Below are 26037 nucleotides of genomic sequence, written 5' to 3'. Positions count from 1 at the left end.
CATGGCAACCTCACGACGCCGCAAAGCCCGCCGCAAGAACACCGACGTCAGCGCGCCCGAGAAGTCGACGTGGTTGCAGATGCGCGACGAAGCCCGCGCGACCCGGAAACAGAAACGCAAGCCGCCCTACATGTTCGACGGCACGACCCCGGCCACACCGATCCACGAACCCGACACCGTGTGGCAAGTGCTGACGTTGGCCGCGCTGCTGGATGGGCAGGACATGCCCGTGGGCCGGATCCGGGAGTTGTTCGAAGCCCTGTGCGGGGACGGGTTCGACGCGGTGTGGGCGGTGGTGCGCGAGGAGCCCGCCGAGGTGCTGTGGCCACTGTTCGACGCCATCAACCGCCACTTCAACGCCCTGCCCGATCCCAAGCAGGCAGGTGAGTTACCGGGGGGCTGACGGGCCTCGTGCTCCTCATCGACGAGCGCGGTGAGGAGATCGAGGCCGACCTGTTCACCCGCGGCTGGGACCTGCTCGACTACATGCGCGGCGAGCGCCCGTGGTCGCAGTTGCTCCGCCTGTTGCGGCGATTGCCGATGTGGTCGCACTACCAGGCCGCGCTGCTGATGGACCCCGAACTCGGCGAACTACGCGCCCGACAGGACGACAGCGAAGCCGTTGAGCCGCAGCCTCTTTCACCGCTGCACTATGACCTTCCCGCGCTGCTGGCGTTGCGGCACATCGACGTCACCAAGGAACTCATTCGCGTGGTCGCCTCGGTGTTCGCCGAGCGCCCGGCCGCGCCGTTGCCGCCGGAGCCACGACCGATGACCGCTGAAGCCCAAGCGCGTGCCCGCGCTGACCGCGACCAGGTCCTCGACGTCCTCGCACGCCTGGGGGTGCAGACCTAGACAGGCGGGTGAGCCGGTGGCGCAAGCGTATTCCGCGGGCTCTGCTCGGCTCACTGTCTTCCCTGAGCTGGCCCGCAACTTCGTCAACCAGATCCGCATCCAGCTCCAGCGCGTACAAATCACTTACGGGTTGAGGGTCGTTCCCGATCTCAGCGAGTTCAGCGAGCTGCTGCGCACGCGTTTGTCGTGGCGACGGGAACCGAGCATCGGTGTGCGGGTGATCCCGGACATGACCGGCTTCGCCACACGCCTGCACACCGCGCTCGCTCCGTTTCGGAACCTGTCGATCAACATCCGCATCACCTTCGACCACGCCCAGCTGATGCTGCTACTGGCCCTGCTGGCCCAACTCCGAAACCAGCTCGGCCCCACAGGATCCGGTCTCGGCCAATTCAACCTCGCCATGAGTTTGGCGTCGGCGGCGGTCACCGCGCTCAAAGTCGCGGTGCTGGCGTTGATCGTCGGATCGCTGTTCCCGCTCGTCGCTGTCGCCGCCCAAGCCGCAGGCACCCTCGCCTTGCTGCCCGCGGCCGCAGCGGCCGCGGCCTCCGGGATCGCGGCGATCGCCGTCGGTGTCTCCGGGGTCAGCGCGGCGTTCACCGCGGCACGGCAGATGTCGGAATCCGCGGGCCGCGACGCCGCCAGCCAAGCCCGCGCGGTCGCCGCAGCTCAGCGTGGCGAGCAGCAGGCCACCCGCGGTGTCGAGCGCGCCCGCACCGATCTCAACACCGCCTACGCCGACGCGGCCCGCCGGCTGCGTGACCTCGAGCTGCAAGCCCGTGGTGCGGCGTTGAACGAAGGCGATGCGCTGCTGTCGATCGCCGAGGCTCGCCGCGACCTCGCACAGCTGCAATCCACCGATCCGCTCGAGTACGTGCGCGCTAACCAGCGCATCGCCGCCGCCGAACAAGCGCTGCTCGAGGCCCGCGCCCGCCGCGCCGACATCGACGAACAAGCCGCCGACGCCCAAGCCAAAGGGATCGAGGACAGCGACGAGGTCGTCGCCGCCCGCGAACGCCTCGCCGACGCCGAACAAGGGCTCGCCGACGCGCGAGCCGCCGTAGCCGCGGCCGCCACCCAAGCCTCCCCAGCGGTCGAAGCATTCAACCGGGCGATGTCGCGACTGTCGCCGTCGGCGCAGGAGTTCGTCACCACCATCCGCGGGCTCGGCGGGCAGTGGACCAGCTTCCGGATGGCGGTCCAAGAACCATTGTTCACCGGCCTCGCCGACTCCGTCGTCGGCCTGGCCGATGCCCAGCTCGGCCGCGTCCGCGAGGGCCTGGCGGGCATCGCCGCAGTGATCAACGCCGGGGTGCGCGACATCCTGGCCGATCTGGCGTCCCCAGCGACTGGGGCCACGTTGGAGAAGATCTTCACCAACGCCCAGGCCGCGATCGGCCCGCTGCTCGCCGGTGTCAACGACCTCCTCCAAGGCTTGTTGTCGCTGGCTGGTGTCGGCTCGGAGTTCCTGCCCGGCGCCGCCCGCGGCTTCGCCGAATCCATGGCCGACTTCCGGGCCTGGGCCGAAAGCGCAGATGGGCAGAACCGGTTCCGCGACTTCCTGCGCGAGTCCATCGACGCACTCGGCCGGGTGTGGGACCTGGTCACCTCCATCGGTTCCGCGCTCGGGGGTCTGCTCGACACCGCCGAACCGTCGGGCGAGTCGATGATCGATTCGATGGTCGCCAACCTGGACCGGTTCTCGGCCTGGCTGAACTCACCCGAAGGCCGCCAAACGATGCGGTCGTTCTGGGAAGACATCCGCACCACCGTCACCAACCTCGCCAACCTGGCGGTGGGGATTGGGCGCGCCGCCGAAAAGCTGTATGAGTTTCTGGACTGGCTGCGAGATGTGACCAGCCTGAACATCTTTCAGGGCGCGCTGTTCACGTTGATCGACACGATCGGCCTGGTGGTCGAGGCGTTCGGGTGGATCCGGGAATGGTTGGCCGATCGGCTCCCTGACGCTTTGCTCGGCGGAGTGCTGGATCTGAGCAATTTCGGGGACTCGCTGGATGCGCTGCGGGAACGGGTGTCGGGCATTGTCTCCGGCATCGGCGACGCCTGGGACGGGCTGCGTGACCGGATGGCCGCACCGATCAACTGGGTGATCGAGCACGTCGTCAACGGCGGCTTCCGCGGCGCGTGGAACGCCATCCGCATCGTCCTACCGGTCCTGCCCGAATGGGCCGGTGACGTGCCGCTGATCCCGGTCGCCCGCCGCGCCACCGGCGGCCCCGCCGTCGAAGGCCAGATCACCGGCCCCGGCTCGCGAATCTCGGATTCGGTGCCCGCGCTGCTGTCGCGGGATGAGCATGTCTGGACTGGCGCCGAAGTCGACGCCGTCGGCGGACACACCGAAATGCTGCACCTGCGCCGCGCCGCCCTCGCCGGGCACCTTCCCCGATTCCGCGATGGTGGCGGGCTGTTCGGGTCGGTCACCGACTGGGCGGCCGACCGCTTCGACCGCGTCACCAGCAGCCTGCGCGACCGCATCGCCGAGCTGTTCCTCACCCCAGTGCAAGCGCTGGCCGACGCGATCCCGGACTTCGGCGGCGGTATCGGGCAAGTCCCCGCCGCGCTGCTGCGCCAAGTCAGCGAGTCCGCCGCTCAGCTGATTGGCGGGCACGCCGCGTCGGCGGGTGGCTCGACTACTCCGGGGCTGCCGCCAGGGGAGGCGGTGCAGCGGTGGCGGACGCTGGCGCTCGAAGCGCTCAAACGAGAGGGCTTCGACCCGGCCCAGGTCGACATCATGCTCTCCCAGATTCAATCCGAGTCCGGCGGTAATCCTGGCATCGCCCAGCAGATCGTCGACATCAACGGCACCGGCGAGGCGGCGGGTGTCGGGTTGTTGCAGATCATTCCGGGAACCTTTGCCGCCTACCGCGATCCGAGCCTGCCTAACGACCGGCGTGACCCTTTCGCCAACATGGTCGCCGCACTCAGGTATTACAAAGCCCGCTACGGCATGGACCTGTCCGAGCAGTGGGGGCACGGGCACGGCTACGACAACGGGGGAGTGTGGGAGCCGGGCACGCTCGGCTGGAACACCTCCGGCGAGCCCGAAGCGGTCCTCACCAACGAGGAATGGCGCTGGTTCCGGGAACTGATCGACTCCCTCGCTCTACCGGTCCCCGGCCAAACCCAGGGCGGACTCTCCGACCCGGCCCGCACCGGGCTGGGTCTGGACACCTGGGAAACCCTGAGCGCCAACGCTGTCGACCGGTTCACCACTGCGGGCGAAGAGTTCCTGGGTGGTCAGCTCGATGACGCGCTGTCGGTCGTCGGCGCCCCGGACCTGCTCACTTCCGACCGCGCGCGAGCACTCGACGACTACCGGCGCTCCTACGAAGTGTTCGAAGCCACCCGCGCCGCTCGCGCGGCCGGGGCCGCCGACTACCAGTCGCTGATGAGCCAGGTCGCTCCGCCACCCGCGCCGACACCCACTCCCACGGCGGGACCGGTGTCGAACGTCGACAACTCCACCCACATCACCGTGCAGACCCGTGACATCGACGAGGGCTACCGCCGTGCACAGCAGATCGCTGATCTGCGGGCTCTGCAATACACCGCCAGGAGGCGATAACGCTGCTGGTACACCCAGATTCCGTTGCTGTCGAAGTGTTCGGCGTCGATGACTCGCACTGGATCATCAACGGCCCCGACGCCGATCGGGACGTGATCACGTTGGCGACGAGCCCGAAGGGGATCGGAGACGCCCCGGTCACGACCAGCTACAAGTCCTCGGTCTACCAGCGCGGCGCGACCTACCAGGGCAAACGGTATCTCAAGCGGGACATCACCTTCGCGGTCAACATCCACGGCGCCGACCCCGAGGAATGGGAGCAGCGGGACTCGGCGTGGCGCAACGCCTGGGACTACGAACTCGACGCCTGGGACCCCGACGCCACGTTGACGAAATTGCAGATCAGCACCGAACGCTCCACCCGCTGGCTGTGGCTCGCACTCGACAAAAGCATCGAGTTCGAGTCCGAACGCGACCCCCACCTACTGCGCAAATCGGTTGTGCCAATGGCGGTCACGGCCGCGCAGCCGATGTGGGAAGAACCCATGAAGGTCACCTCCTGGGAAACCGGGGCGGGATCGAGTGAGGGGTTCATCGAGGTCTCCAACCCCACCGACCTCGAAATGGCTCAGAAGTGGCTGCTCACCCGCGGGAAGTGGCGTGTCCCCGATGTGTCGTGGATCGGGAAGAAGTATCGGCGAACCCCTGGAGGCCGGTACGGCACCCGCATGATCGAGATGCCGATGCTCGGCGACCGGGAAGGCGGTGCCCGCATCGACCTCGACCCCGCCCGCCTCTACGTCCGGGACCTCAACGGCACCAACCTCATCGGTCGACTCGGCGGGCTGCATTTCATGCACCGCATCCCGCCCCGAACCCCGCCGACCCTGTTGCCGATCAGCGTCACCGACGCCCCTGCCGGTGGTGCCCGCGCCGAACTGCGGCAACCACGGTTGTGGAGCCGCGCCTGGGGGCTGCGATGAGCGTCAACCTGGACAGCTTGTCGCTGGCCGAGCAGAGCGAGGCCATATGGCAAGCCACTCTCGCCGCCGATCAAGCCGACGACCTCGACCGCCGCGCTGAACCACTCGTCCGTTTGTGGGACGGACACTGGCGACTCGCCGGGCTCGTCTGCTCGGAATACCGCGCCGAGTTCACCTGGATCGACAACGACACCGGCACCGCCCTGGTCGAAATCCCCCTCGACGATCCACTGGCGAAGTGGGTGTGGCGCACCCGCGCCCGCGTCGAGGCCGGTGAAGGCCGCAACATCCACATCACCTGCGACAAAGCACCCGGCTCCCGCTGGTCCGGACGGCTACACGACCACTCGATCGAACGCCGCGCCGACGGCACCCAGGTCCTGACGCTGCGGTTCGTCGACGACTTCCAGCACTGCAAGTCGTATCTGATCTGGTCAAACCCCTTCTTCGACGCCTCAGTTCAGATACCCAGGACCTTCGGCCCAGTCCCCGGACCAGCCCGCTGGGCACTCAAGCTGCCGCTGTTCCTGAACGTGCTGCGCGAGCAAACCCAGCAGCACGGCTGGCAGCTGCCCGACGACCCGCTCGACCCCGCGTCCTGGCTCGCCGCACTCGGCCTGGACATGTCGCAGTGGTCGGTGGTCGTCGCCCCGACCAGCTTCGCCGAAGACCTCGCCGCCGGAACACTCTGGGCTACACCGCATTCGCGGTTCAAATACTGGTACGACATGGCCCGCGACATCCTCGCCGACGCGGAACTGTCGGTGCGCTGCCGTCGCTGGCTCGAAGGCGACCCACCACCGTGGCCCGGCGCACCCAGGCTGCGGCACGGGACACTGGTCATCGACCTCGTGAACTCCTCGGGCTACTACAGCGAAACCTCCGGAGGCGGCAACCCCTTCGACGGACTGGTGCGCACCGTGGCCCGGTTCTCCGAGGACTTCATCGACAGCGTCGAAGAAGCCATCATCGACCCGGTCACCCCCGCCGACTACCTGGAACGCGGTAACCGTCGTACCCACGTCACGACACCATTCGTGGTGTATTTCGACGCCCCGGACGCCGGGATCGAGACCTCCAAGTTCACCGAGACCGCCTCCACCGCAGTGCAAGTCGTGACCGGAGGGTCCTCGATGCCGGGGGTCGTGGGTGCCCCACCCCGCAACAGGGGGTGGGGCACCCACAACCCGAACCTGCCGACGAAGGTCTCTCAGCCGGGATCCAGATGGCCGGCGATCTCCTGGCGGCCGCATTGGTGCTCCCGCCAGTGGGCGGCGCAACCGACAGTTTGCTCCGCCCCCTGTACCAGGGGACGCTGCTCGCCTGGCACGCGGTCAAATCGCGAGCGCGAGAACACAACTCGGGATGGTCGCGGTTCTTCGAATACATGGCCGACTCACCCGGCCGCGCCTACACGATCGCCGCGATGATGGCCCTGCGCAAGGGCTTCCACGACACCCGCTCCTGGTTCTCGCACGAGATCACCGTCCGCGACGGCGCACCCTACGTCATCGGAGAAGACGGGCACTGGTTCCTCGGCGACCGCATCGGCGCCACCGCACCAGGCGATGACACCTACACCATCCGCATCGACCGCGTCCGCGAACTCACCCTCGCCTGGGACCGCGAGATGTTCCCCGAATGGCGGCCGGTCATCGGGGATCCGACCAGCAACAAAGACCGCGGCCAACGCACCCTGGACATGGTTACCGACCTCGTCTCCGGCGTACACGAGCTCGGAGTACTGGCCTGACAGCGTCCGCGAATCCGCAGGATGCACACTCGTAGCTGCGCCTTGTCCGCCGACGTGTCGGACTCACCGGCGGCGGTGCGGCTGGTACAGCAGGCGCAGGAGTCGGTTGCCTTGGAAGACGACGATCGAGGACAACATGCCTCGCTTGATGTCGCGCACCCGCGGTGCTGCGGGGCCGTCGCTGTTGAGCAGCCAGTCAGCGAGCAGTTCCGGCAGCGCGAAAATCAAGCGGAACTGCGGCGAACCATGAGTGGGGACGATGACCCAGTCGCCGTCGTGTTTTCCACGATGAGCGAACTCGATGTGCACGGGGATCTCCGAGCCGGGGTACCGGTCGAGATAGGTCCTGAAGTCTGCCCTGGACTCGATCCTCAGAACCAGAATGAAGGGCGCGGAGGGAAACCCGACGATCAAGTCACCGAGCCGTTCGCTGTGCATGTCAGCCACGATCGTCATGAGCCGGGCGTGTGGAAGCACCTGCGAACTTCGATTGCCAGGCATGCGACCCACCGTCATATAGGGCGATACCTCCTTGTCCGGGATCCACTCGTCCTGTGCGTCTGTCTCGTCGTTCTCAGCGGGTGTCTCGAATCCTCCGGTCCATGTGCCCAATGCGCCCCGGAGGGCTGCGCGCACTTGCCCAACAGGGAAGCGGTTGATCTGGTGCGTAATCGCGAGATCGCGTGTGGTGTCAGCGATATCGCTGACTAGCGCGCGAAGCTCTGCGAAGCCAGAGCCCGACAAGTCGACGAGCGAGATCTGTTGGGCCAGCGCGTATCGCTGCGCCTCTGGAGCGAACCCGCTGGCCGAGAACAAGGTGTAGCGGTACTGGTACCGCCTGATCGGCACCGAGTGCACGCCCGAGGAGAAGGGCGAGTACTGCTCGTTGACGTCGTGGATGGTGCCGTGGGCGTTGCGCACCACCGCTATTCCGACCTTCTTGTTGGTGAACTTTGCTTCGACGAACAGTCGCAGTGGAAGGGAGAACGGCACAGGTAGGTCGAGCTCGCCGATGACGTCGGCTTGATGCTCGCCGCCGCGCCCACGTACGAGCAATCCGTGCTTGGCCTGCTTGAGCGCATCGGGATCCTGATGCTCGGACACGAGGAGCTTGTAACCGTTGTCCTGTAGTAGCCGCGCCAGCACCTCTTCGAGAACGATTCCACGCAACGCTTCGCGACCAATCACCGAAACTCCCTCCCTGAATCCGAACGTACCGATGGTAGTTCGCGACGATCGGCGGGGCTGGCGGACCAGCAGCACGATCGCACCGCTCGCAGGCCGGAAGCATCAGGATGACGCACGGTAATCGGTATTTCAGTACGTTCAACAGCCACGCCGAGCTGATGGGACACACCGGTCCACGACGTCATATTTCGCCGATATCAATCGATCACAGAGCCCTCAACCGACGCCACGGTTCGCCGATGAACTACCTCGGAATTCACCAGCGTAGCCAAACGGCTTCGCGACCCGTCCAGCTAGCGTGAACCTCTGAACGACTATCGCCGCTGGCTGTCAAGCTATCGATCCAAATCATCGGTTGAGTCGTATTCGTCGACGTCGAGCTCGGTTCGCGTCGACACCATGAAGTCCAGCACCGACAGCGACAGATGCCATCCCAGCGGTCGAGGCCAATGCTGAGCCTGATCCAATGCAGTGCCACCGGGCGCGCCTTGGACGCCATCTGGATCACCGAAATGACGCACGACCTGTATCACTGGGCTGACATTGTCGTCGGCGCAAAGAGAGACCAGTGCGCCACGAACCGGTTCCAGCCGATTCACCAGATGCTGAATCTGGTCATCGACGCTCTCATCGCTGCGGCGGAGGATCTTCCAGGCATGAAAGCGCGGAAGAACCCGTTCGGGCGAGCGGCTTCCCATGACGAGCACCTTGTCGGGCTCCATCCCTAGCCGCGTGGTTACATCCGCCGCGGACAGCGACACGCTCTTGACCGAGAAATAGCAGTACTGGCGGATCTTCACCCGCCCGATCCCACCACACACTCGACGGGCACACGACTCGGTTACCTCTCCGCAGGTCGGAGGCCCCGCGCGCCGACTTCTTCGGCCTTCGAAGTCGAAACCACACCGTAGTCCGACGAGTTCGGCATAAGCGCTGGGGATAACTGTTCCGCACAACCCGAGGTCAGGTGATCTACCGATGTCATCTGACGGGCAGTTCCCCACCCGTGAGAACTGTGACCCCAGCGACCCCGAAGAAGCCTTCCTATGGATGCTGGTCGGGCTCCCCGGGTCGAAGGGTGCGCCGCTGCTGCTGCCGATCCAGCACCTGCGGGCGGTCTCTCGCCGGTTGTGGGACTGCGGTGCACGCCCGGTCGCAGACCCGGTGATCAAGTATCGGCCGCCGCGTGCCGGTGACCCGCACTGGCTGGTCTCGCCCGGCACCTGGGCCGACATCGATGACCCCGACCCCGAAGAGGTCTTCGATATCCGCCAGTTCGTCGCCGAACTCCCGCTGCGGCAACGTCAGCAGCTGGCGGCCGCGCTCGGGCTGACCGGCACCGTCCCCGATGAACCGCCAACGCCGATGCTGCCGGTCACCACCGCGGTCTCCACCGAGGCGACGGCATCCAACGACCCACCACCGCTGTTCGATCCGACCCGCCGCAGCGTCAAAGCCGTCCTGACTTACCTGCGCCGTGCCGACGCCGAGGAACGCGAACGCGTGCTGGCCATCGAACGCCACCTCGGCAAAGCCCGCCCGGCGATCCTGTCGCGCTATCAGAACGTCTGAACCAAAATCACTCCACTCCAGGGGGTTTCGTATGTCTGCACGCTTTTGGCCGCTGCAAGGCGGCCATGTGATCACCTCACCGTTCGGGCCGCGTGAGGGCCGCTTCCATTTCGGTGTCGATATCGGCTGGCCTGGCGGCTCAGCCGGGCTACCTGTCTACGCCTGCCAGGGCGGCACCGTCGTGCGCGCCGGTCCGGCCCGCGGGTTCGGGCAATGGGTGGTGATCGACCACCCCGACGCCGACGGTGGGGGCACCACCGTCTACGGCCACGTCCGCCCACAAGCCGTTGTGGGGCAACGGGTTCAGGCCGGACAGCAAGTCGCGGTCATCGAACCCGATCGAGCCTTCAACGGCGGTGTCGCGCCGCATCTGCATCTGGAGTGGCACCGCCACGTGCTCAGCCCACCGGGACCCGAGGTCCTCGACCCGTTGCCGCTGCTGGCGGGCGCGGCCTACCCATCACCGGAAGGAGCGCCGATGACGGTGTTCGGTATCGATGTCAGCAACAACCAGGACGCCTTCGACTTTGCGTGCGCGGCCGCCGAAGGCATTGCTTTTGCCACCCACAAGGTGGTCGAAGGCACCTGGCGTGATCCGTTCTGGCCCCGCGCTCGCGAGCAGATGGCCGCCCACTTCGAGTATTGGGGTGGCTACATCTACTGCCGCCTCGACACCCACCCCGACACTGAGGCCGACGCTGCCCTGGACTACATCGGCGACACCAGCGTGCCGATTCAGCTCGACTACGAAGACGACCACGGCACACCCAGCCTCGCCGATCTGCTCGCCCGCGCCGACGCCGTGCGCGCCCGCGGGTTCGCGCTGTTGCCGGTGTATCTGCCGCGCTGGTATTGGCGCGAGCACATGGGCGCACCCGACCTGTCCGGGCTGCCTGTCGGGATCTGGAACAGCCACTACGTCACCGGCACCGGCCCCGCCCACCTGCTCTATCCCGGGGATGACCATTCCGGCTGGGAGGCGATGGGCGGCAAGCACATCGACATCCTCCAGTTCTCCTCCACTGCGGCGATCGGCGGCCAGCTCATCGACGTCAATGCCGTGCGCGGCGGGCGAGACCAGCTCGCCCGCCTGTTCAGAAAGGAACCTGATATGCAGCTCACCGACATCGTCATCAACAAAGACGGCAACCCCGTTACCGTCGCCGACCTACTGGCCTCGATCGACATGCACGCCTCCTGGGTGGTCGACCAGCTCGCCGGACCCGACTCCCGCCACCAGCCCGGCCCCACCCTCGACCCGACCGGCTGGCCGCAGCTCGAGGACAAGTCGGTGGTGGATTCCGTCGCCTCGGCACACGGCAAGATCGACGCCGTCACCGAGACGCTGGCCCAGGTGCAAGACAAGATCCAGGTGATCCTGGAACACCTGGTCACCGACCCCTACGTCGGTCGGCACCGTAAGCCGGAAGGCCAGTGATCGCGGTGGGATGGCTCACCGCCGAGGTGGTGCAGGCGTTCGGGGTAGCGCTGGCCACGGTGATCGGCGCATTCACGGCCCACCAGGCCGGACAGGTCCGCCAACTCCGCACCCGTGTCACCGAACTGGAAAGCCAGGACCGCACCGACATCGAACGATTCCGCACCCTGGTGCGCCTCATCCGCCAGCTCCTGCAGCACGGTGACGAACTCACCGTGCTGCTCACCCAGCACGCACCAGCAGCGAAACCGCCTGCACCGCCTGTGATCCCGGACTGGCTCCAACCCGAGCTGTGACCACCCCCGATAAGCCGATCCCGGACGGGTCCTGGAACCTCGGCGCGTTCCGCCGATACCAACAGCAGTCACCTGAGGATGCCAAAGCCGCCATCCGCTCCGGGGTCATCGGCGCCTACACCGGCGCCCAGAACATTCACAAACGCGAAGTACGCCAACCCATCCAACAACGCCCCACCTACACCGAGATGCCCACCGACATCCCGCTGTGGGTCAACCTCACCGCCACCGACGACACCACCTTCCCCCTCGCTCTGCTCGCCCGCACCCCCGACGGCAACGGAAACCTCTCTCAGCCGCCGTTCTACGGGCCCGCCACCGGCGCCATCGAAATCGGCATGATCCGCACCCTGCGCGACCGCGAATACCGGCAAGTCGGACTCATCATCGGCCCCGCCGGATGGTCGCGCATCACCAACGCCTACGTCACGGTCTACCGATTCGACGAAACCACCGGCGACCTGAGCCTGTATTGGGACAGCGGCGACATCCACACCGTGCTCACCAACGCCTCCACCCAATACCGGTTCGACATCCCACCCATCCAGGCCCACCAAGGCCAGATCCACGGGGTCGGGTTCCTGTCGAACTACTTCGGCATCGGCTACAAACTCGCCACCGTGCCCCGCTGGGTCATCAACCAACCCGGCGGCACCCAACCCCGCCAACCCTACTACTGGAGCCGCGGCCTCGACGGCGGCGGCAACGGCCCCGGCTACCCCACACCACCCCCATACCTCCGCAGCGACCACGTCGGCACCAACCACTGGTGGCCCTGGTTCCTCCTCGGCTGACCCACCGGAGCCCCCGCTGAACGCACTCTCGCGCGAAATTCGAAAGGACACAACGTCATGACCGAACCCGCCACATCATGGAGCGCCGACGACCGGCTGCGCCGTCCGGCGCGCATGCGCACCATCCGACTCGGCCGCCTGCGCATCACCTACATCCCCGACGGCCAGGTCGCCCTCAAACCCCGCGGCTGGCTACCGGACACCACCGACGCCGACTGGGCACCCTACCGCGACCACCTCGACGACCACGGCAACCTCGTCGCCGGCATCGGTGCGCTGCTGGTCCAGCGCGGACGCCGCGCTCTGCTCATCGACGCCGGAGTCGGCCCCATCGATCTCCCCGATAACCCGGCCAACCCGATGATCGGTGCGATGCGCGGCGGACAGCTGCTCGACAACCTCGCCGGCGTCGACGGACTCCGAGGCATCGAGGCGGTCGCGATCACTCACCTGCATTTCGACCACATCGGCTGGGCGCTGCACCCGGCGCCCGGCGGCGATAGGTCACCGTTCCACGGCGTCCGCCACTACATCGGAGAGTACGAGTGGAACTGGTGGCGCTCGCTGACTCCCGCGATGGTGGACACCTTCCCCGCGTGGGCGAAGGCGGGCGTACTGACCTCACCGATTCTGGACACCATCGCCGACACCCGCCTGATCACTCACGGAGCCACCATCTTTCCCGGCGTCCGCGCAACGATCGTGCCCGGCCACTCCACCGGCCACATGACCTTCACCATCAGCTCCTGCCGCCAACGCATGATCGTGCTCGGCGACGCACTCCACACCCCCGTCCAAGTCCGCCACCCCGAATGGCCCTCCGCCTCCGACTACGCCCCCGCCGAAGCCGCACACCACCGCACCCAGCTGATCAACCAGCTCGCCGACACCGGCGACCTCGCTTTCGGCGTCCACTTCGCCGACGTCCCCTTCGGCCACGTCCAGCGCAACAACACCGGCCGAACCACCTGGGTTCCCTACGACTGATCTGCCCGCGGGTTGGGCGCCACCGACGTGTGCTCAGCCCACAATCTCAACGGAACGCGATGGTCGACTACCTCGGATACCGCCCCAACAAGTACATACTCGTCCTTACACGCGGTGCCGCGTTCACCCAACGCTTCGAGGTCACCGACACCCCGCTCCCAGACGGCACGACCTCTTGGATTGACATCTACGACAGCGACGACGAACTCGTCAATACCTGGCGGGCTACCAGCATCACCTCACTGGCTGTGGAATACCTCATCGAACCCCATCACACCGACGCCATCGGAAACCGAACACGCGCCCAGTACAACCTGTACATCAACTACCCGGGCCCGGGTCTCCCGTACTGCTGGTTCCGCGGACCTGTCGTCAGGGAACAGTGACGGTGCCGCCTGGGCGCTTCGCTCGCTTCGGCGAGCCACAACCCGTGTAACCACGCTCCGGTCGACTCACCATCGGGTCCGAAATAGGGCTGCTGATCGAAATCCGACTCTGCCGACGCATCTGTCATGACTACAACGACGCAACCAGCAGCCCTGCGGTTCCACCGACTGGTGACAAATATTTCTCGACTGCCCCCACCGATCAGTTGGCGGCTGAGAAAGCGCACTCAACCTGTTCACTCACTCAAAGCGTTCAGCCAGTACCGACGACGAGGTGCACATGACTTACCCCGACCACGAGCGCCGACCCCCGCGAGCTAGCGCCCCGCGGCAACCAGTCGCGGCAGTAACAGCCACCCGCACCCCGGTTTGTTCGGCACCGATGCCCGCCCAGCCGAGCGACCAGCAGGCAGAATCAGCCTCGGCCGCCTCGATGAGGACAAGCTGTGTGCGACGCGAGGCGGCCGTCGGTCAGCCTTGCCAAACCTCGCAGGGCGATGAGGACCACCATGTGGCAGTGCCCCAGCGGAACGCACACCAGTTGTCAACCCTCGCAGGGGCGATGAGGACGATCACCGTCAGACCGGGACGCACAGCCGGATCGGGTTGCCAACCCTCGCAGGGGCGATGAGGACTTGCGGCGCGCGAGCGTCGGCGCGGGCCTGTTCGGCCAGTTGCCAACCCTCACAGGGGCGATGAGGACTTGCGGCGCGTCTGGAGAAGGACATCCCAGCTCACATGTTGCCAGCCCTCGCAGGGGCGATAAGGACCGCCGACGGCTGGGTCCGCATCACCGACCACCGGATCGCGTTGCCAACCCTCGCAGGGGCGATGAGGACCGGACGCTTCGACACAGCGGCGCTCCAGCGGGCAATGTTGCCAACCCTCGCAGGGGCGATGATGACCCCCATCCGCACATCGCGGAAGCGTTCGCCGAGATCGTGTTGCCAACCCTCGCAGGGGCGATGAGGACCGCCCCCGTCGACGGCATCGGCGAACAGCAGACCATGTTGCCAACCCTCGCAGGGGCGATGAGGACACCGGGGGCCTCCTCTCCAGGATGCGCCCCACCCTGTTGCCAACCCTCGCAGGGGCGATGAGGACCCCACCCGCGCCAAGCTGGTCGGCCTGGTCGCCGTGTTGCCAACCCTCGCAGGGGCGATGAGGCTCAAGGACCCGAGCATCCTTGCGGAGTGCCTCGGTGTGTTGCCAACCCTCGCAGGGGCGATGAGGACATCACAACCGCGACCGTGGCCGGCGCCCCTACCATGTTGCCAACCCTCGCAGGGGCGATGAGGACCGCCTTGAGGATCGGGTCCTCTTGCTTGCGCTCGCGTTGCCAACCCTCGCAGGGGCGATGAGGACGTCTACGACAAGACCACCCAGGAGTGGAAGGACGGGTTGCCAACCCTCGCAGCGGCGATGAGGACGCCGGACTGTGTTGCCTGCCACTGGTTACCCCTCCCCTGTTGCCAACCCTCGCAGGGGCGATGAGGACAGGAGAACATCAGGCGTATGGGGCTCGGCATGGACTCGTTGCCAACCCTCGCAGGGGCGATGAGGACAGGACCTCTTTCGTCACCGTGGAGTCGTTGCGATGACGTTGCCAACCCTCGCAGGGGCGATGAGGACCTGAGGGATGGTTCGCGGTGCGCGTCGAGTCGCTGCGTTGCCAACCCTCGCAGGGGCGATGAGGACAGGAACAGGTACGGATCGGGGTTCACACCGACCGTTGCCAACCCTCGCAGGGGCGATGAGGACCGCGAGGACGGCGCTCAGGATCGGTCGCCCGTCGGCGTGTTGCCAACCCTCGCAGGGGCGATGAGGACCAGCGGCGGCGGCGGTGGCCTCGTCGTCGGCCGCCTGTTGCCAACCCTCGCAGGGGCGATGAGGACGGTGGGGGCAAGGACTGTGTAGAGGTGGCGTTCCTGTTGCCAACCCTCGCAGGGGCGATGAGGACCCCACAGTAAAATTGCAGGTCACGGCTTCGTTGGGTATCTACTTTGAACCCTAAGTTGCAGTGGACCGTCGGTAGTGCTCGAGTGTTCGGTGTGTCGCTGCAATGATCTTGGTGTCAGAGAATGGTGGATGGTGCGGGCTGGGTGGTTCCCCAGGATTCGCGGTGGGGTGTGGTTCCGGGCGGGAAGGTGTAGACCAGGACGCTGTCGTAGGTGGGATCGATCGCTGTTTCTATAGCAATTTGGAAGCGGCGGTATTGCGCTGAGCTGAGTGCTCCTTCGAACACGCTGCGTTGTACATGGTGGAGATACCGGCGGCAGGTTCGGAGTATCACAGGGTTGCGTTCGACTGCGGTGTCGTAGACGACGATCACGTACATGCTCACCACCAGATCCGGAATGGCGTATATGGGGTTTGTTCGAGCGATGTGCGGGTGAGTTTGAGTGCTTCGAGGTATAGCAGCTCTTCGTAGGCGACTTTGCGTTTGAGGCTGCGATGTTGGATCGTGGTTCCGAGTTCGTCACGGACGTTTTGGACGACGAATTTGCGTCCGACATCGCTCAAGGTTGCATGGTCGACGCCTTGATCAAAATGCTGTGGTGTGAGTTGGCCTCGGTGAGCCAGCCGCAGCAGAAGTCGTTCGGCGAATAATGGTTTGAAGACTTCGGCGAGGTCCAAGGCGAGTGAGTGGCGTTGCCGTTGGATGCTGCTGTGCAGAAAGGCTATGCCGCTGTGCAGCGGGGTGAGTCGTATCGCTGTAAGGGCACGGGTATAGACGATGCTGTTGACGTAGCTGATGAAGGTGTTGCCTGCGTTGCGTGGTGGGCGCCTGCTACGACCGCGAAGTTGCAGCCAGTCGGGTAGGTGAGTGTCGATGACCTCCCACGCGCTTCGCCGAAACGTACCTTCCGCCCCCATCAATTGTTCGCGTGTATCAGCCTGGCGCACCGAGGCTTCCAGCACCTGAAGCGGATGTGTGAGGAGCTCTCGATCCACGACGCGACGGACGTTGAACGCGGTGGCACGAACGATCTGTCTGGCAATCTCGAGGCCAGCTGTCGCGTCAGTGGCCAGCATCGCTTGTGCGAGGACGGTCTGGCCGGAGGTGCTGGATTCTGCGGTGAGCAGGGATCCGATGTAGTCGCCGTAGTGTCCGAGCAAATGAAGGTCGATGTTGTGGGTGTTGAGCAGGCTGATCACCGCGGTGTTCACATCCACCGGTTCGCAGGCGACGATGTCGGCGACATCGGTGATCGGAATGTGGACAGGTGTGCCGTCGGCGCGTTCGATGACCAACGACTGATCTTTGCGGCGAATCCGACACGGTGTGGTGAGCCAGTAGGTGCGTGTGGCAGCGGGCATTCAATCCGTCCAGCAATAGTCGAGGTAGCTGCAGCCGTAGCAGTCGCGCCGTCTCAGCCGAGGTGGAGAAGTGTCTGCGGTGAGGGTGTCGAGGGCGGAAGCGATCATCGCCGCCGCAGCGGCACCTTCGGCCTCGGTGTAGGAAATCCGCACGGTGCGACGGATCTTCGGATATTTGAGTATCGCGCCCTCGACGTCGATTCCGAGATGGCGTAGTCGGTAGCAGTAGTGCATGGCCTGGGCGTGGTCGGCTTCGGTTGGGTGGTTGGAGGATTTGACCTCATGGACCCAGCGCTGTCCGTCGAAGTGATCGAGTTTCGCTGCACCCAGATCGACGGGGTGTTCTCGCCGGTAGCTCGTGTCGTGGACGGCTTCACCGAGTTGTACGCGGTCACTGCGTGATTCCGGTCGGACACCGCGGCCGTAGAGCCAAAGTTGGCGTGGGCAGTCGCTCAGGTATTTGACGTGGACTCCGCCGATGTCGTCTGCGGTGAGCATCTCAGATGACCTGTCCGAGTTGGTAGTTGGCGTGGGTGTCGCGATGGATCGCCTCGAGGCCCTGGACCGGGTCGTAGTCGCCGTCGACGACAAGCACGTTGAGGTCTTTGTCGTAGCTGCCGAGGAACTTGCCGTAGTGGGGTAGCGGGATGAGGTATTGGCTGCCGAGCAGTCGCCCCGCACGCAGGTCCTCGACAGCATCGAGAGCGGCAGCGTAGCGACCACGGTCTTCGCTGAGTATTGCTTCGACACCGTCGAACAGGTCATCGAAGCGCTCGGCCAGTTCGTGGCGTGCGTGATCGAAGGGGGCTTCGAAACTGAGGAACTGGTCATCGAAGTGAGCGAGGCTGTGGCGGACGTGGTGTGTCCATCGTTGTCCCCACGGGGACTCATACAGTTCGTCGAGCCATCGGCCGAGTAGCTGTTCGTCCAGGGTAGTGCCGGTGTGGGCTTCGAGCACAGCCATGGTGAGTTCGGTGGGTTCGTGTTCGTAGACGCCGTCGGCCCACTCATCGGCGCTCCCGCCGCGACGGCGATAGTTGGGTCGGTGCACGACGACGTCGGCGGGCGGACGATCCGCGGTCCGGTTGACCCGTCCGAAGCGTTGGATCAACGCCTCGAGTGGGGCGCCGCTGGTGTGCAGAGCGTCGAAGGACACATCCAGGGACACCTCCACGACCTGGGTCGCCACCAGCAACCCCGGCTGGTGTGGGCGGCCGGTGCCGAAACGCTGGCGGATCTTCGACTCGATCGCGGCGCGATCAATCGTCTTGAACCGGGAATGCAGCAGCAGCACCGAATCGTCGCCGAGCAGCTGCCGTGCCACCGGCGACAGCGCAGTATGAATCGCGCGTGCATCGGCGACGTTATTGGCGACCACCAGCACCGACTGCCCCGCTCGCAGCCGTCGCTCGATCCGCGCCCGCGAACCCTCGCCGGTCAGGTGGCTTTCATCCACCAGGAGTCGGTGACGTTGCGGCCATTGACCGTCCTGGGCGTAGATTTGCTGGAATCCGGTCGGTGCGGCGCATTCGTCGAGCAGTTCTACGAGTCGCCGCGGCAGGGTCGCCGAGATGACTGAGATGCGGCCGCCGAGACGGATCCAGAATCGGATCATCGACAGGATCATGCCCATCCGTTGCGGCTCGTAGGCATGGAGTTCGTCGAGCACGAACACCGAGTTGGCCGCATCGATGAGGATCGATGCGCACGCCGGCCCCGCCAGAGCCCCACGCAACAGCTGATACGGCGTGCCGATGCGAACGAGTTCCCGAAACAGACGGGTCGCGGCGGTTCTCGACACCGCTTGCCGCGCTGCCTCGACCGAATCGTCGGTGACACACAGTGAACGGTTGAGGTGGAACGCCGCCGCTTTGGAATGCACGACGCCCACGGCATCGGGGTCGCCGAGCATGGTGGCGAACCGATCGACCATCGCGTTGATCGATGCCAGATACGGCAGCAGGTAGAACAGCCGCGGCTGCCCAGCGCCGCGCGCCTGCAAATGCCCGACCTGCCCAGCAGCCCACAGCACAGCCGCTTCGGTTTTGCCCGAACCCGTCGGGGTCCGCAGCAGCATGTGTCCGTCGAGTGCGGCGGCCTCGCACTGGTGTCGGCGAAGCTTGCGGCCCGCGGCGGCCATGTCGGTGCTCAGCTGGTGGGCGAAGGCCGTATCGACGGGTTGATGGGGGAGTAGTTGGCTGTGGGCGGAGGAGACGTGGTCGGCGAAGGTCACCGCGCCTTGGACCAGGACTGCGGTCAAGGAGTCGTCAGGATCGTTGTCCTCGGCCCATTCCCATTGCTTGCGCAGCGCTTCGAGCAATCGGTACCCGGACTCGGCAAGATCGACACCGGGATCGGGAACATCGGTTGCCAGCTCTTCGGCACGCAGCACTGCTGCCAACCATTCCCGTAGCTGAAGCTGCGCGGCGGGGTCGATGCGACCGAATCGGGCGGCGAACGCGGTCGGATCGGTGTCCTGGTGGGTGGGGAATATCGCGCGTCCCGTCGGCCCGGTCAGCGGGCGGTGGTGGGTGAGGACACCCAGCCCCACCCATGACCGGTCGTCATTCGACCATCGGGCCAGCAGATCGGCGACGAAACCGAGCGAATACACCTCGTGGCGTTGCCCCCACACCGGGCCGCGTGGTGCGGCGACCATCGCCTGGAAACCTTCAGGCACCTTTCCCGCGTCGTGCAGCAACGCCGCCACCATCACCCACCGCCAAAACCCTTCGGGCACCGCGTCGATGCGACCGACCCGCGCGTGCAGCAGCCGTGCACCGGCAAGAGTGGCCGACAGGTGGTCAGTCAGTGCTTCGCCGTGCGGGTAGCCCGCATGCGGGCTTTTGGCACGCAACCGGCGCAACGCATTCATCGCCCGTGCCCGGAATCGAACTGGCCCGGATGAACCTCACCCAGCAACGCCACCGCTTGACCCACTACTCCCGGCTCAGTGGGGGCCACACTGCATCCGGTGTCGATCCTCTGATCCGAACCACTTCTCGCGTACCGGTACCCGTCCCAACGGTTGCGCGCCCGATCCACGCTCAACACGGTCGGCAGCCGAAGCAACGTTCCAGCGACGCTCATGGACGCCGGCACGATCGCATGCCCCTGTCGCCCGGCCGCGGCGACCAACTCGACACGTTCGGTGCGTGCCGCGGCCAGATCCTGACTACGCCCCAGCCGCAGCGGCCACACCGGCCGCCGGAGCGCATCCCCCCAGAAATCGAGGTCATCGACCAGCCACACAGTCAGCACGACATCGGCGAGAAACTCCCGATCCTTCGGCGTCGCCGCGGTTGCGCGTCCACGCCCATCCAGCGGGTGATAGGTCTCGAGATCGGTACCGGCACCGGCCGCGGTGAACGCCGCACCGAACCGCAGCCCGATCGGCACCCGATCCCACCCTCCCGCCGCGGCCGCCAGCATCCCCGCGATCGTGGACGGAGGCGGGCACGGCAACCCGACCTGCACCCCGGCATACAACGGGTTCCGAAACGACGCGACGGCCGCGGTGACGGTCACCTGCAGCGCATCTGTCACCGCTGCGGATCCTCGAACCAATCGTCGTGCTCGCCGGCCTCGACCTGCTTGGCCAACCCCCGCAACAGCACCCGTGGATGGTCGATCACCACCGTGCCATCGCTGATCAGATCGTCGAGTTCCTCACGAGCACGGTCCCGTTGACCGCTGAGGAACCCCGGCGCCCACCCCACACGGACCGGCCCTTCGAGCACGTCGTGCCAGGCCTCGATCTCCTCGCGCAGAACATCGGTGTCGAACACCGTCTCCAGATGCGGGTACCCCTGGTCCTCGCGTGCCGCGCGACCGGTCAGCACCCGGGTGAACGGGTTGTTACCGCCTGTGAGCGGTGCCAGCACCATCAGCGCAGGGGAGCGCTCCCCGTAGTGCAGGGCTCGTTTCGCGCCGCCGCGTACTTCGGCGAGGGTGTTGAGCAGCAACGCCAACCGGTGACGGCGCTGCTCGATCGGCAACCGAATGCTGTCCAGGCCACGGAAATTCGTGCGCTCGGCGCCAGCGGCTTCGGCCTCCTTCGCTGCCGGGTCGGTGAGGTTGCGCCGCAACCCGCTGCCCTGCAACTGGAACACACCTACCCGCGCGATGTCGACGAGGACATCACCAGCCAGCTCCGCCGAGTAGTGCTCGTGCTCGTGGATGACCGGGTTCTCGTCGGGACCGAACCCGCGACTCATCGTGCCGAAGTCCGGGGTCGGTCGCCGCGGTACCACCGACACCAGGGTGCCGGTCGCCAACACCGTGTCTCGTTGATAGCTGCCGTCTTTCAGCGCAACCATGTAACCGAACAGATCGTCGTCAATGTAGAGGTCCGGGCGTCCGGCGGTGTACGCCTGCTGATTGGCCTTCGAACCCGACCGAGTCACCGGCGATACCGCCACATCCGGTGGCAGACTGTCGCGCACCCACCGCCGAAACGCTTGCGCCGACACATACGGGTGGAGGTTGCGGCCGATAAACATCTTCTTTACTTCACCGACGTTGCTTTCGCCGCGGGCGTTGTTCGGCGCTCCGGCGGTGATGTCCAGGGCGATCTTGCCCACGAGATAGGTCACTGGTCTTCCTCCACAAGAATGGTGTCGTCGTGGTCATCACGGTCACTGGCCACGCCCGCGAGCCACTCATGTCGCGCCAGGTACTCCAGCACCGAGATGAACAGCAGATCGCGGTGGAACCGCACTCGGTCACCGGGTTCGAACAACAGCCGCCACTGTTCGGTGGTGACCAACGGTTCGGCTACCCCCCGGTGCAGGGTCCACGCCGTGGCCTGACGTTTGAGCCAGCTCTGAAGCTTGGCCGCATCCGAATGGGCGTGCTCGAATTCCTTGAGGGTGCCCCGTTGCGGCTTCTCGCGTAGCAGCTCACCGATCCCGCTACCGAGCCGGACTATCTGATCGACGTCACGCTGCGCCACGTCGAAAACCTCCTTGATGAACGATCGATACACCTCGGCGAGCGCGCTCGTCTCCGGCGGAGGCGCACCCAATTCTTTGGTCAGCCGTGCGAGATAGGACACCGCCGCCATCGGCACACGGTGCGGAGCGTGGAAGGCGTTGTAGGCCAGACGAACCGACCCCGCCACCTTCGCCGTGTGATGGGCGCGGACCAAATAGCGAAACCCTGTGGTCAGCGCCGTCGAATGCAGGGTGGAGCGCAGCCACTCGGCCAGCGGCTGCTCGATCACGTAAACATCGAGGGTCTGGGCCTTGTTGGAGTTGCTGAACACATACAGCTCCACCCCATCGCGCATCCGATCCTCGTAGGTGCGCAGCGCACGTAGCGCCTCCACCTCACGGGAATACGGTTGTGCGGTGGCCTCTGTCGAGGACATCCCGACCTGCTGGCGAGTCCGACGCACCTGACGACCCGTCACCTGCGCCAAAACACCGTCGTCCCAGCTGTGCAGCGCAGCCGCCTTACCGCCGCGGATCGAACACCCGTAGGGCAGCGCGTAGAAACTGGTCAGACAGCCCGCGCACAAAGCCATACCGTCGTGGCCGGGCACCGTCGTGTTGCGGTGCTCGGCACTGGCCGCCAACGGCACATCGACCTTGCCGTAGAAACCACACGCCTCCTGACCGCACAACGCACACGGCACCCCCACCAGCTGCGAGGGAAGTTGGCGCCACTGCTCGATCTGCTCGTGACGCTGCTGTACGGTCAGCGATTTGCGATTGGTGGTGTTCATCTTCGAGTTCGGCCAGAACAGATAGCTCGCCGACAACCAAAACGACCCGGGCGCTTTGGTGTCTGCGAGTCTGGAGGTCGCAACGACATCACCGGTCATCACGGCACGTGCGGACTCGACTTCCCGCGCCGTCAACGACTCCGGGTCCCTTTGCGAACCCTTCACTCCGGCCAGGCGAAGCAGCGCGTACGCACCCACCCGTTGGAGCGGGTGAGGTGTCAGCTGCACCCGTGTCTCGACGGTGCTAGGGGCGGATTTCATGCCGCCACCCAGCCGAACCCGGCTGCGTTCGCCTGCCCGAGCCCCCAATCACGAATCGCATTGAGCACGTTCGCATTGCCGCGCAGGATGACCTCGACCGCGGCACCGGGTTTGAGTCCGTCACCCACAGCGAACGACCGCTTCGGACCCACCCAGCTGATGTTGTCCAACGCCACTTCCGGTGCCAAATCCAAGGTCTCGGCCTTACGGCGCAGATTGTGCTCTAAGTAGTGGTGGAACTCAGGTTCGGTCGGCAACACCCACGCTTGCCGCGTCGTCCGCTGCCCGCTGTCATCACGACCGGAACCCTTCATCACCACAGGCGTCCGGGTACGGAACCGCGCGGTATCGGTATCCGCTGCTGTCTCGACCAACGCGATGTCGTGGACACGCAACGCCACACCGCCCCAATCGATCAGCTGACGCCCCGACAACGCCACCGACCACGCCGCGATCACCTCCGGTAGCGGGCTGCCAAGCTCCAGATAGCCGTTGCCGCCCGCGGAGTAGACACCGCGCCGTTTCGCCGCATGTGGAAAGACCGGCCCGGAATAGCCGAACGGCACCATCCCGTACCGACCCCAGCCATGCTCGTGCAAACGTCGAGCCAACGCAGGCGCCGCATCAGTCAGCAACCGATAACAAACCGCCCGGCCGGGTTCAAGAACCTTGTCCCACGGCACTTCTCGCGCCGACGTCGACACCCCAATTCTCAGCCGCACCATACCTCCATCCCCAATGTGAAGCAGCTCGGGCAACCGTACCGGCACCCACCGACAACCCGCAGCAGACTGCTCGAACTGCCTGCGTGCAGGCTTAGCCGCAAAGCACGGACCTCTGCGGGATTATGAGTCTGCATCTGCCCCTTCACTCGACGGTGTCTATGTATTCGCTGCCCGCCCTCGCGCGGGAGATCGGGATGACACTCGGGGCTCCTGTCGCGGAGACCGCCCAGACTGGGTGCCACCGCGCGCAGGGGCGATGAGGACTACCCGTCGACCGCAGCGGGCCGTGGCGGTTCAGCTCTTGCAACCCTCGCAGGGCCGATGAGGACGTTCGAGCGCGACTAGTACGCCTTCGACCCGTTGACCGAGTTGCTAACCCTCGCAGGGGCGATAAGGACAATGAGGACTTGATCGAGGACGCGGCCGAAGCCGTGGAGTTGCCAACCCTCGCAGGGCCAATGTGGACCTGGTTCCTGACGGCGCTGGTGCTGATGCCGTAGTTGCCAATCCTCGCAGGGGCGATGAGGACCGCTCGACCTCATCGTCCGCAGCTTCCAGCAGGGCGGGTTGCCAACCCTCGCAGGGGCGATGAGGACGTCGGAGTCCTGCCCGGCTGGTCACCCGCTCGGGCCGTTGCCAACCCTCGCAGGGGCGATGAGGACCAGCGGCAGCGGCAGCGGTAGCCGCTTCACCTAGGCGTTGCCAACCCTCGCAGGGGCGATGAGGACCTTGTCTGAGGAGCGAATTCGTGAGCAGTCCCGTCATGTTGCCAACCCTCGCAGGGGCGATGAGGACGTCCACCGTGGCCAGCATGCTGCGCCGCCGCGGCCCGTTGCCAACCCTCGCAGGGGCGATGAGGACGAGGCGCAGCAGCCCTACCGCGCGGTGTGGTCCGAGTTGCCAACCCTCGCAGGGGCGATGAGGACGTGTCGGCTGTCGACTCTGCGCGCGAGGAGATGGGGTTGCCAACCCTCGCAGGGGCGATGAGGACCGGCGGCCCACCGGTAGCCGGTGCGCCGGGCGATCGGGTTGCCAACCCTCGCAGGGGCGATGAGGACCAGCGCGGCGAAGTTGGTCAAGCGGTGGCTGACTCAGTTGCCAACCCTCGCAGGGGCGATGAGGACGCCTCGGCGCTCGGCACGGCCCCGTCGGAACTGCTCGCGTTGCCAACCCTCGCAGGGGCGATGAGGACCGCTGATCGAGCACTGGCGCACCCAGCGCGCGCACCAGTTGCCAACCCTCGCAGGGGCGATGAGGACATATCCCGGTCTTCCACGGCACTGCCTCACACGACCGTTGCCAACCCTCGCAGGGGCGATGAGGACTACTCGGCGACACCAGCCGGGGGCGTGACGCATTGGCCGTTGCCAACCCTCGCAGGGGCGATGAGGACCTGGGTGAATCGCGCCGCGAACGGGCTCGTCTTGGCGTTGCCAACCCTCGCAGGGGCGATGAGGACCGCCCACGCACCGCCTGCGATACCCGAGCAGTCCCAGTTGCCAACCCTCGCAGGGGCGATGAGGACGCGTCGAGCTGCCACCGGGGCCGGACGGGAAACGCGTTGCCAACCCTCGCAGGGGCGATGAGGACCTGCGGATCTGGACCCGGCCGCGCTGGCCGAGGCGTTGCCAACCCTCGCAGGGGCGATGAGGACTTCCGTGTATGTGGTGTAACCGTCCCGCCACTCACCGTTGCCAACCCTCGCAGGGGCGATGAGGACCCGAGATCCCCGAGCTTGCTGTCGAGCTCGGGATCGCGAGTTGCCAACCCTCGCAGGGGCGATGAGGACCCTACGCGACCTTGCTGTTCGAGTGCTGGGCGGCCACGTTGCCAACCCTCGCAGGGGCGATGAGGACCCGTGGCGAAGATGACCTCACCGCCGTAGATGTCGACGGGTTGCCAACCCTCGCAGGGGCGATGAGGACTGGAGGATCGGGAGCTGGCCCGCGGCCGCGGCAAGAGTTGCCAACCCTCGCAGGGGCGATGAGGACCTCGTAGACACCTATACCGAGATCACCGGATGGACCGCGTTGCCAACCCTCGCAGGGGCGATGAGGACGCGCGCATTCGGGCCACTCGGCAGCCACTACTCAGAGTTGCCAACCCTCGCAGGGGCGATGAGGACCGCCCGCTCCGGCGAAGGTGGCGGCTTCATGCCCAGTTGCCAACCCTCGCAGGGGCGATGAGGACGCCGGGGGTGCCCGACATCATGGACAGGTGACTC

Annotated in this window: 21 protein-coding genes, 1 pseudogene and 2 CRISPR repeat arrays (1 of these 24 cut by a window edge); of the genes and pseudogenes, 12 read left to right on the top strand and 10 right to left on the bottom strand. The window is 65.9% G+C overall.

Features of this window, described 5'->3' with window-relative positions:
• Position 1: 1 nt before the first annotated feature.
• The 6 genes and pseudogenes from NL1_RS14950 (at position 2) to NL1_RS14925 (ending at position 7117) form a co-directional block, all read left to right on the top strand.
• Entirely contained in the window at positions 2-403 is a 402-nt protein-coding gene (locus tag NL1_RS14950; RefSeq protein ID WP_067839674.1) for a hypothetical protein, read from the top strand.
• A gap of 8 nt (positions 404-411) precedes the next feature.
• The gene (locus NL1_RS14945) at positions 412-855 is read left to right on the top strand and encodes a hypothetical protein (RefSeq protein WP_067839671.1); all 444 of its coding nucleotides are present in this window, start codon (positions 412-414) and stop codon (positions 853-855) included.
• A complete protein-coding gene (locus NL1_RS14940; RefSeq protein ID WP_218024419.1) occupies positions 794-4441 on the top strand; it encodes a transglycosylase SLT domain-containing protein in 3648 nt (1215 codons plus the stop codon). The genes NL1_RS14945 and NL1_RS14940 overlap by 62 nt, the downstream gene beginning before the upstream one ends.
• Before the next feature lie 35 nt (positions 4442-4476).
• Entirely contained in the window at positions 4477-5364 is an 888-nt protein-coding gene (locus tag NL1_RS14935) for a hypothetical protein (protein ID WP_067839665.1), read from the top strand.
• Positions 5361-6497: pseudogene (locus NL1_RS14930) on the top strand (Gp37-like protein); the annotation flags it as partial. The gene NL1_RS14935 and the pseudogene NL1_RS14930, both read left to right, overlap by 4 nt.
• Positions 6498-6589: 92 nt before the next feature.
• Positions 6590-7117, top strand: coding sequence for a Gp37-like protein (locus tag NL1_RS14925; protein WP_444980020.1), 528 nt, complete (start codon positions 6590-6592; stop codon positions 7115-7117).
• Positions 7118-7180: 63 nt separating this feature from the next.
• Here NL1_RS14925 and NL1_RS14920 read toward each other — a convergent pair whose 3' ends face one another.
• Positions 7181-8305, bottom strand: coding sequence for a restriction endonuclease (locus NL1_RS14920; RefSeq protein WP_067839657.1), 1125 nt, complete (start codon positions 8303-8305; stop codon positions 7181-7183).
• A 335-nt stretch (positions 8306-8640) separates the two neighbouring features.
• Positions 8641-9105 carry a DUF4279 domain-containing protein gene (locus NL1_RS36530; protein ID WP_084510604.1) on the bottom strand — a complete coding sequence of 155 codons (465 nt, stop codon included), beginning with the start codon at positions 9103-9105 and terminating at the stop codon, positions 8641-8643.
• Positions 9106-9283: 178 nt separating this feature from the next.
• Here NL1_RS36530 and NL1_RS14910 point away from each other — a divergent pair, with 178 nt between their 5' ends.
• Genes NL1_RS14910 through NL1_RS14885 form a run of 6 tightly spaced genes read left to right on the top strand, consistent with a single transcriptional unit; the run spans position 9284 to position 13778 of the window.
• Positions 9284-9877 (top strand): phage gene 29 protein family protein, encoded by a 594-nt coding sequence (locus NL1_RS14910; protein ID WP_084510603.1) that lies wholly within the window; start codon positions 9284-9286, stop codon positions 9875-9877.
• A gap of 31 nt (positions 9878-9908) precedes the next feature.
• Positions 9909-11315 (top strand): peptidoglycan DD-metalloendopeptidase family protein, encoded by a 1407-nt coding sequence (locus NL1_RS14905; RefSeq protein ID WP_084510602.1) that lies wholly within the window; start codon positions 9909-9911, stop codon positions 11313-11315.
• A complete protein-coding gene (locus tag NL1_RS14900; protein ID WP_067839645.1) occupies positions 11312-11611 on the top strand; it encodes a hypothetical protein in 300 nt (99 codons plus the stop codon). Before NL1_RS14905 ends, NL1_RS14900 begins: the two co-directional genes overlap by 4 nt.
• Positions 11608-12405: a hypothetical protein gene (locus NL1_RS14895; RefSeq protein WP_067839642.1), complete on the top strand. Its 798-nt coding sequence runs from the start codon at positions 11608-11610 to the stop codon at positions 12403-12405. The genes NL1_RS14900 and NL1_RS14895 overlap by 4 nt, the downstream gene beginning before the upstream one ends.
• Before the next feature lie 57 nt (positions 12406-12462).
• Positions 12463-13392 (top strand): MBL fold metallo-hydrolase, encoded by a 930-nt coding sequence (locus NL1_RS14890; protein ID WP_084510601.1) that lies wholly within the window; start codon positions 12463-12465, stop codon positions 13390-13392.
• Positions 13393-13451: 59 nt separating this feature from the next.
• Positions 13452-13778, top strand: a complete 327-nt coding sequence (locus NL1_RS14885; RefSeq protein WP_067839639.1) for an LtfC-like domain-containing protein — start codon at positions 13452-13454, stop codon at positions 13776-13778.
• Between the two features lie 540 nt (positions 13779-14318).
• Positions 14319-15738: a CRISPR direct-repeat array (repeat unit 30 nt; unit sequence GTTGCCAACCCTCGCAGGGGCGATGAGGAC).
• Positions 15739-15852: 114 nt separating this feature from the next.
• Here the strand turns inward: NL1_RS14885 and cas2 are convergent.
• From cas2 to cas6, 8 genes are all read right to left on the bottom strand, one after another.
• A complete protein-coding gene (cas2, locus tag NL1_RS14880) occupies positions 15853-16116 on the bottom strand; it encodes a CRISPR-associated endonuclease Cas2 (RefSeq protein WP_067839809.1) in 264 nt (87 codons plus the stop codon).
• Positions 16117-16118: 2 nt separating this feature from the next.
• Entirely contained in the window at positions 16119-17099 is a 981-nt protein-coding gene (gene cas1b, locus NL1_RS14875; RefSeq protein WP_067839636.1) for a type I-B CRISPR-associated endonuclease Cas1b, read from the bottom strand.
• Complete coding sequence (locus NL1_RS14870; protein WP_067839633.1) at positions 17100-17597, bottom strand: CRISPR-associated protein Cas4; 498 nt, start codon at positions 17595-17597, stop codon at positions 17100-17102.
• A gap of 1 nt (position 17598) precedes the next feature.
• Positions 17599-19956, bottom strand: a complete 2358-nt coding sequence (gene cas3 / locus NL1_RS14865; RefSeq protein ID WP_218024418.1) for a CRISPR-associated helicase Cas3' — start codon at positions 19954-19956, stop codon at positions 17599-17601.
• Positions 19957-19970: 14 nt separating this feature from the next.
• On the bottom strand, positions 19971-20645 hold the full coding sequence (gene cas5 / locus NL1_RS14860) for a CRISPR-associated protein Cas5 (RefSeq protein ID WP_067839627.1): 675 nt from the start codon (positions 20643-20645) through the stop codon (positions 19971-19973).
• Entirely contained in the window at positions 20642-21694 is a 1053-nt protein-coding gene (gene cas7i / locus NL1_RS14855) for a type I-B CRISPR-associated protein Cas7/Cst2/DevR (protein ID WP_067839624.1), read from the bottom strand. Before cas7i ends, cas5 begins: the two co-directional genes overlap by 4 nt.
• Positions 21691-22827: a hypothetical protein gene (locus NL1_RS14850; RefSeq protein ID WP_156094857.1), complete on the bottom strand. Its 1137-nt coding sequence runs from the start codon at positions 22825-22827 to the stop codon at positions 21691-21693. The genes cas7i and NL1_RS14850 overlap by 4 nt, the downstream gene beginning before the upstream one ends.
• A 257-nt stretch (positions 22828-23084) precedes the next feature.
• Entirely contained in the window at positions 23085-23813 is a 729-nt protein-coding gene (cas6, locus tag NL1_RS14845; protein ID WP_067839619.1) for a CRISPR-associated endoribonuclease Cas6, read from the bottom strand.
• A gap of 234 nt (positions 23814-24047) precedes the next feature.
• Positions 24048-26037: a CRISPR direct-repeat array (repeat unit 30 nt; unit sequence GTTGCCAACCCTCGCAGGGGCGATGAGGAC); it runs 492 nt beyond the window's last position.

This window comes from Nocardia lijiangensis NBRC 108240, from assembly GCF_001613045.1.
GTDB classification, from domain to species: domain Bacteria; phylum Actinomycetota; class Actinomycetes; order Mycobacteriales; family Mycobacteriaceae; genus Nocardia; species Nocardia lijiangensis.
This window is presented reverse-complemented; position numbering and strand designations above follow the sequence as displayed.

Bases quoted from the DNA above. Each gene is read 5' to 3' on its own strand.
- NL1_RS14850 (WP_156094857.1), bottom strand. From the start codon at position 22,827: ATGAACACCACCAATCGCAAATCGCTGACCGTACAGCAGCGTCACGAG.
- cas6 (WP_067839619.1), bottom strand. From the start codon at position 23,813: ATGGTGCGGCTGAGAATTGGGGTGTCGACGTCGGCGCGAGAAGTGCCG.
- NL1_RS14870 (WP_067839633.1), bottom strand. From the start codon at position 17,597: ATGCTCACCGCAGACGACATCGGCGGAGTCCACGTCAAATACCTGAGC.
- NL1_RS14885 (WP_067839639.1), top strand. From the start codon at position 13,452: ATGGTCGACTACCTCGGATACCGCCCCAACAAGTACATACTCGTCCTT.
- NL1_RS14890 (WP_084510601.1), top strand. From the start codon at position 12,463: ATGACCGAACCCGCCACATCATGGAGCGCCGACGACCGGCTGCGCCGT.
- NL1_RS14925 (WP_444980020.1), top strand. From the start codon at position 6,590: ATGGCCGGCGATCTCCTGGCGGCCGCATTGGTGCTCCCGCCAGTGGGC.
- NL1_RS14950 (WP_067839674.1), top strand. From the start codon at position 2: ATGGCAACCTCACGACGCCGCAAAGCCCGCCGCAAGAACACCGACGTC.
- cas1b (WP_067839636.1), bottom strand. From the start codon at position 17,099: ATGCCCGCTGCCACACGCACCTACTGGCTCACCACACCGTGTCGGATT.
- NL1_RS14910 (WP_084510603.1), top strand. From the start codon at position 9,284: ATGTCATCTGACGGGCAGTTCCCCACCCGTGAGAACTGTGACCCCAGC.
- cas2 (WP_067839809.1), bottom strand. From the start codon at position 16,116: ATGTACGTGATCGTCGTCTACGACACCGCAGTCGAACGCAACCCTGTG.
- NL1_RS14905 (WP_084510602.1), top strand. From the start codon at position 9,909: ATGTCTGCACGCTTTTGGCCGCTGCAAGGCGGCCATGTGATCACCTCA.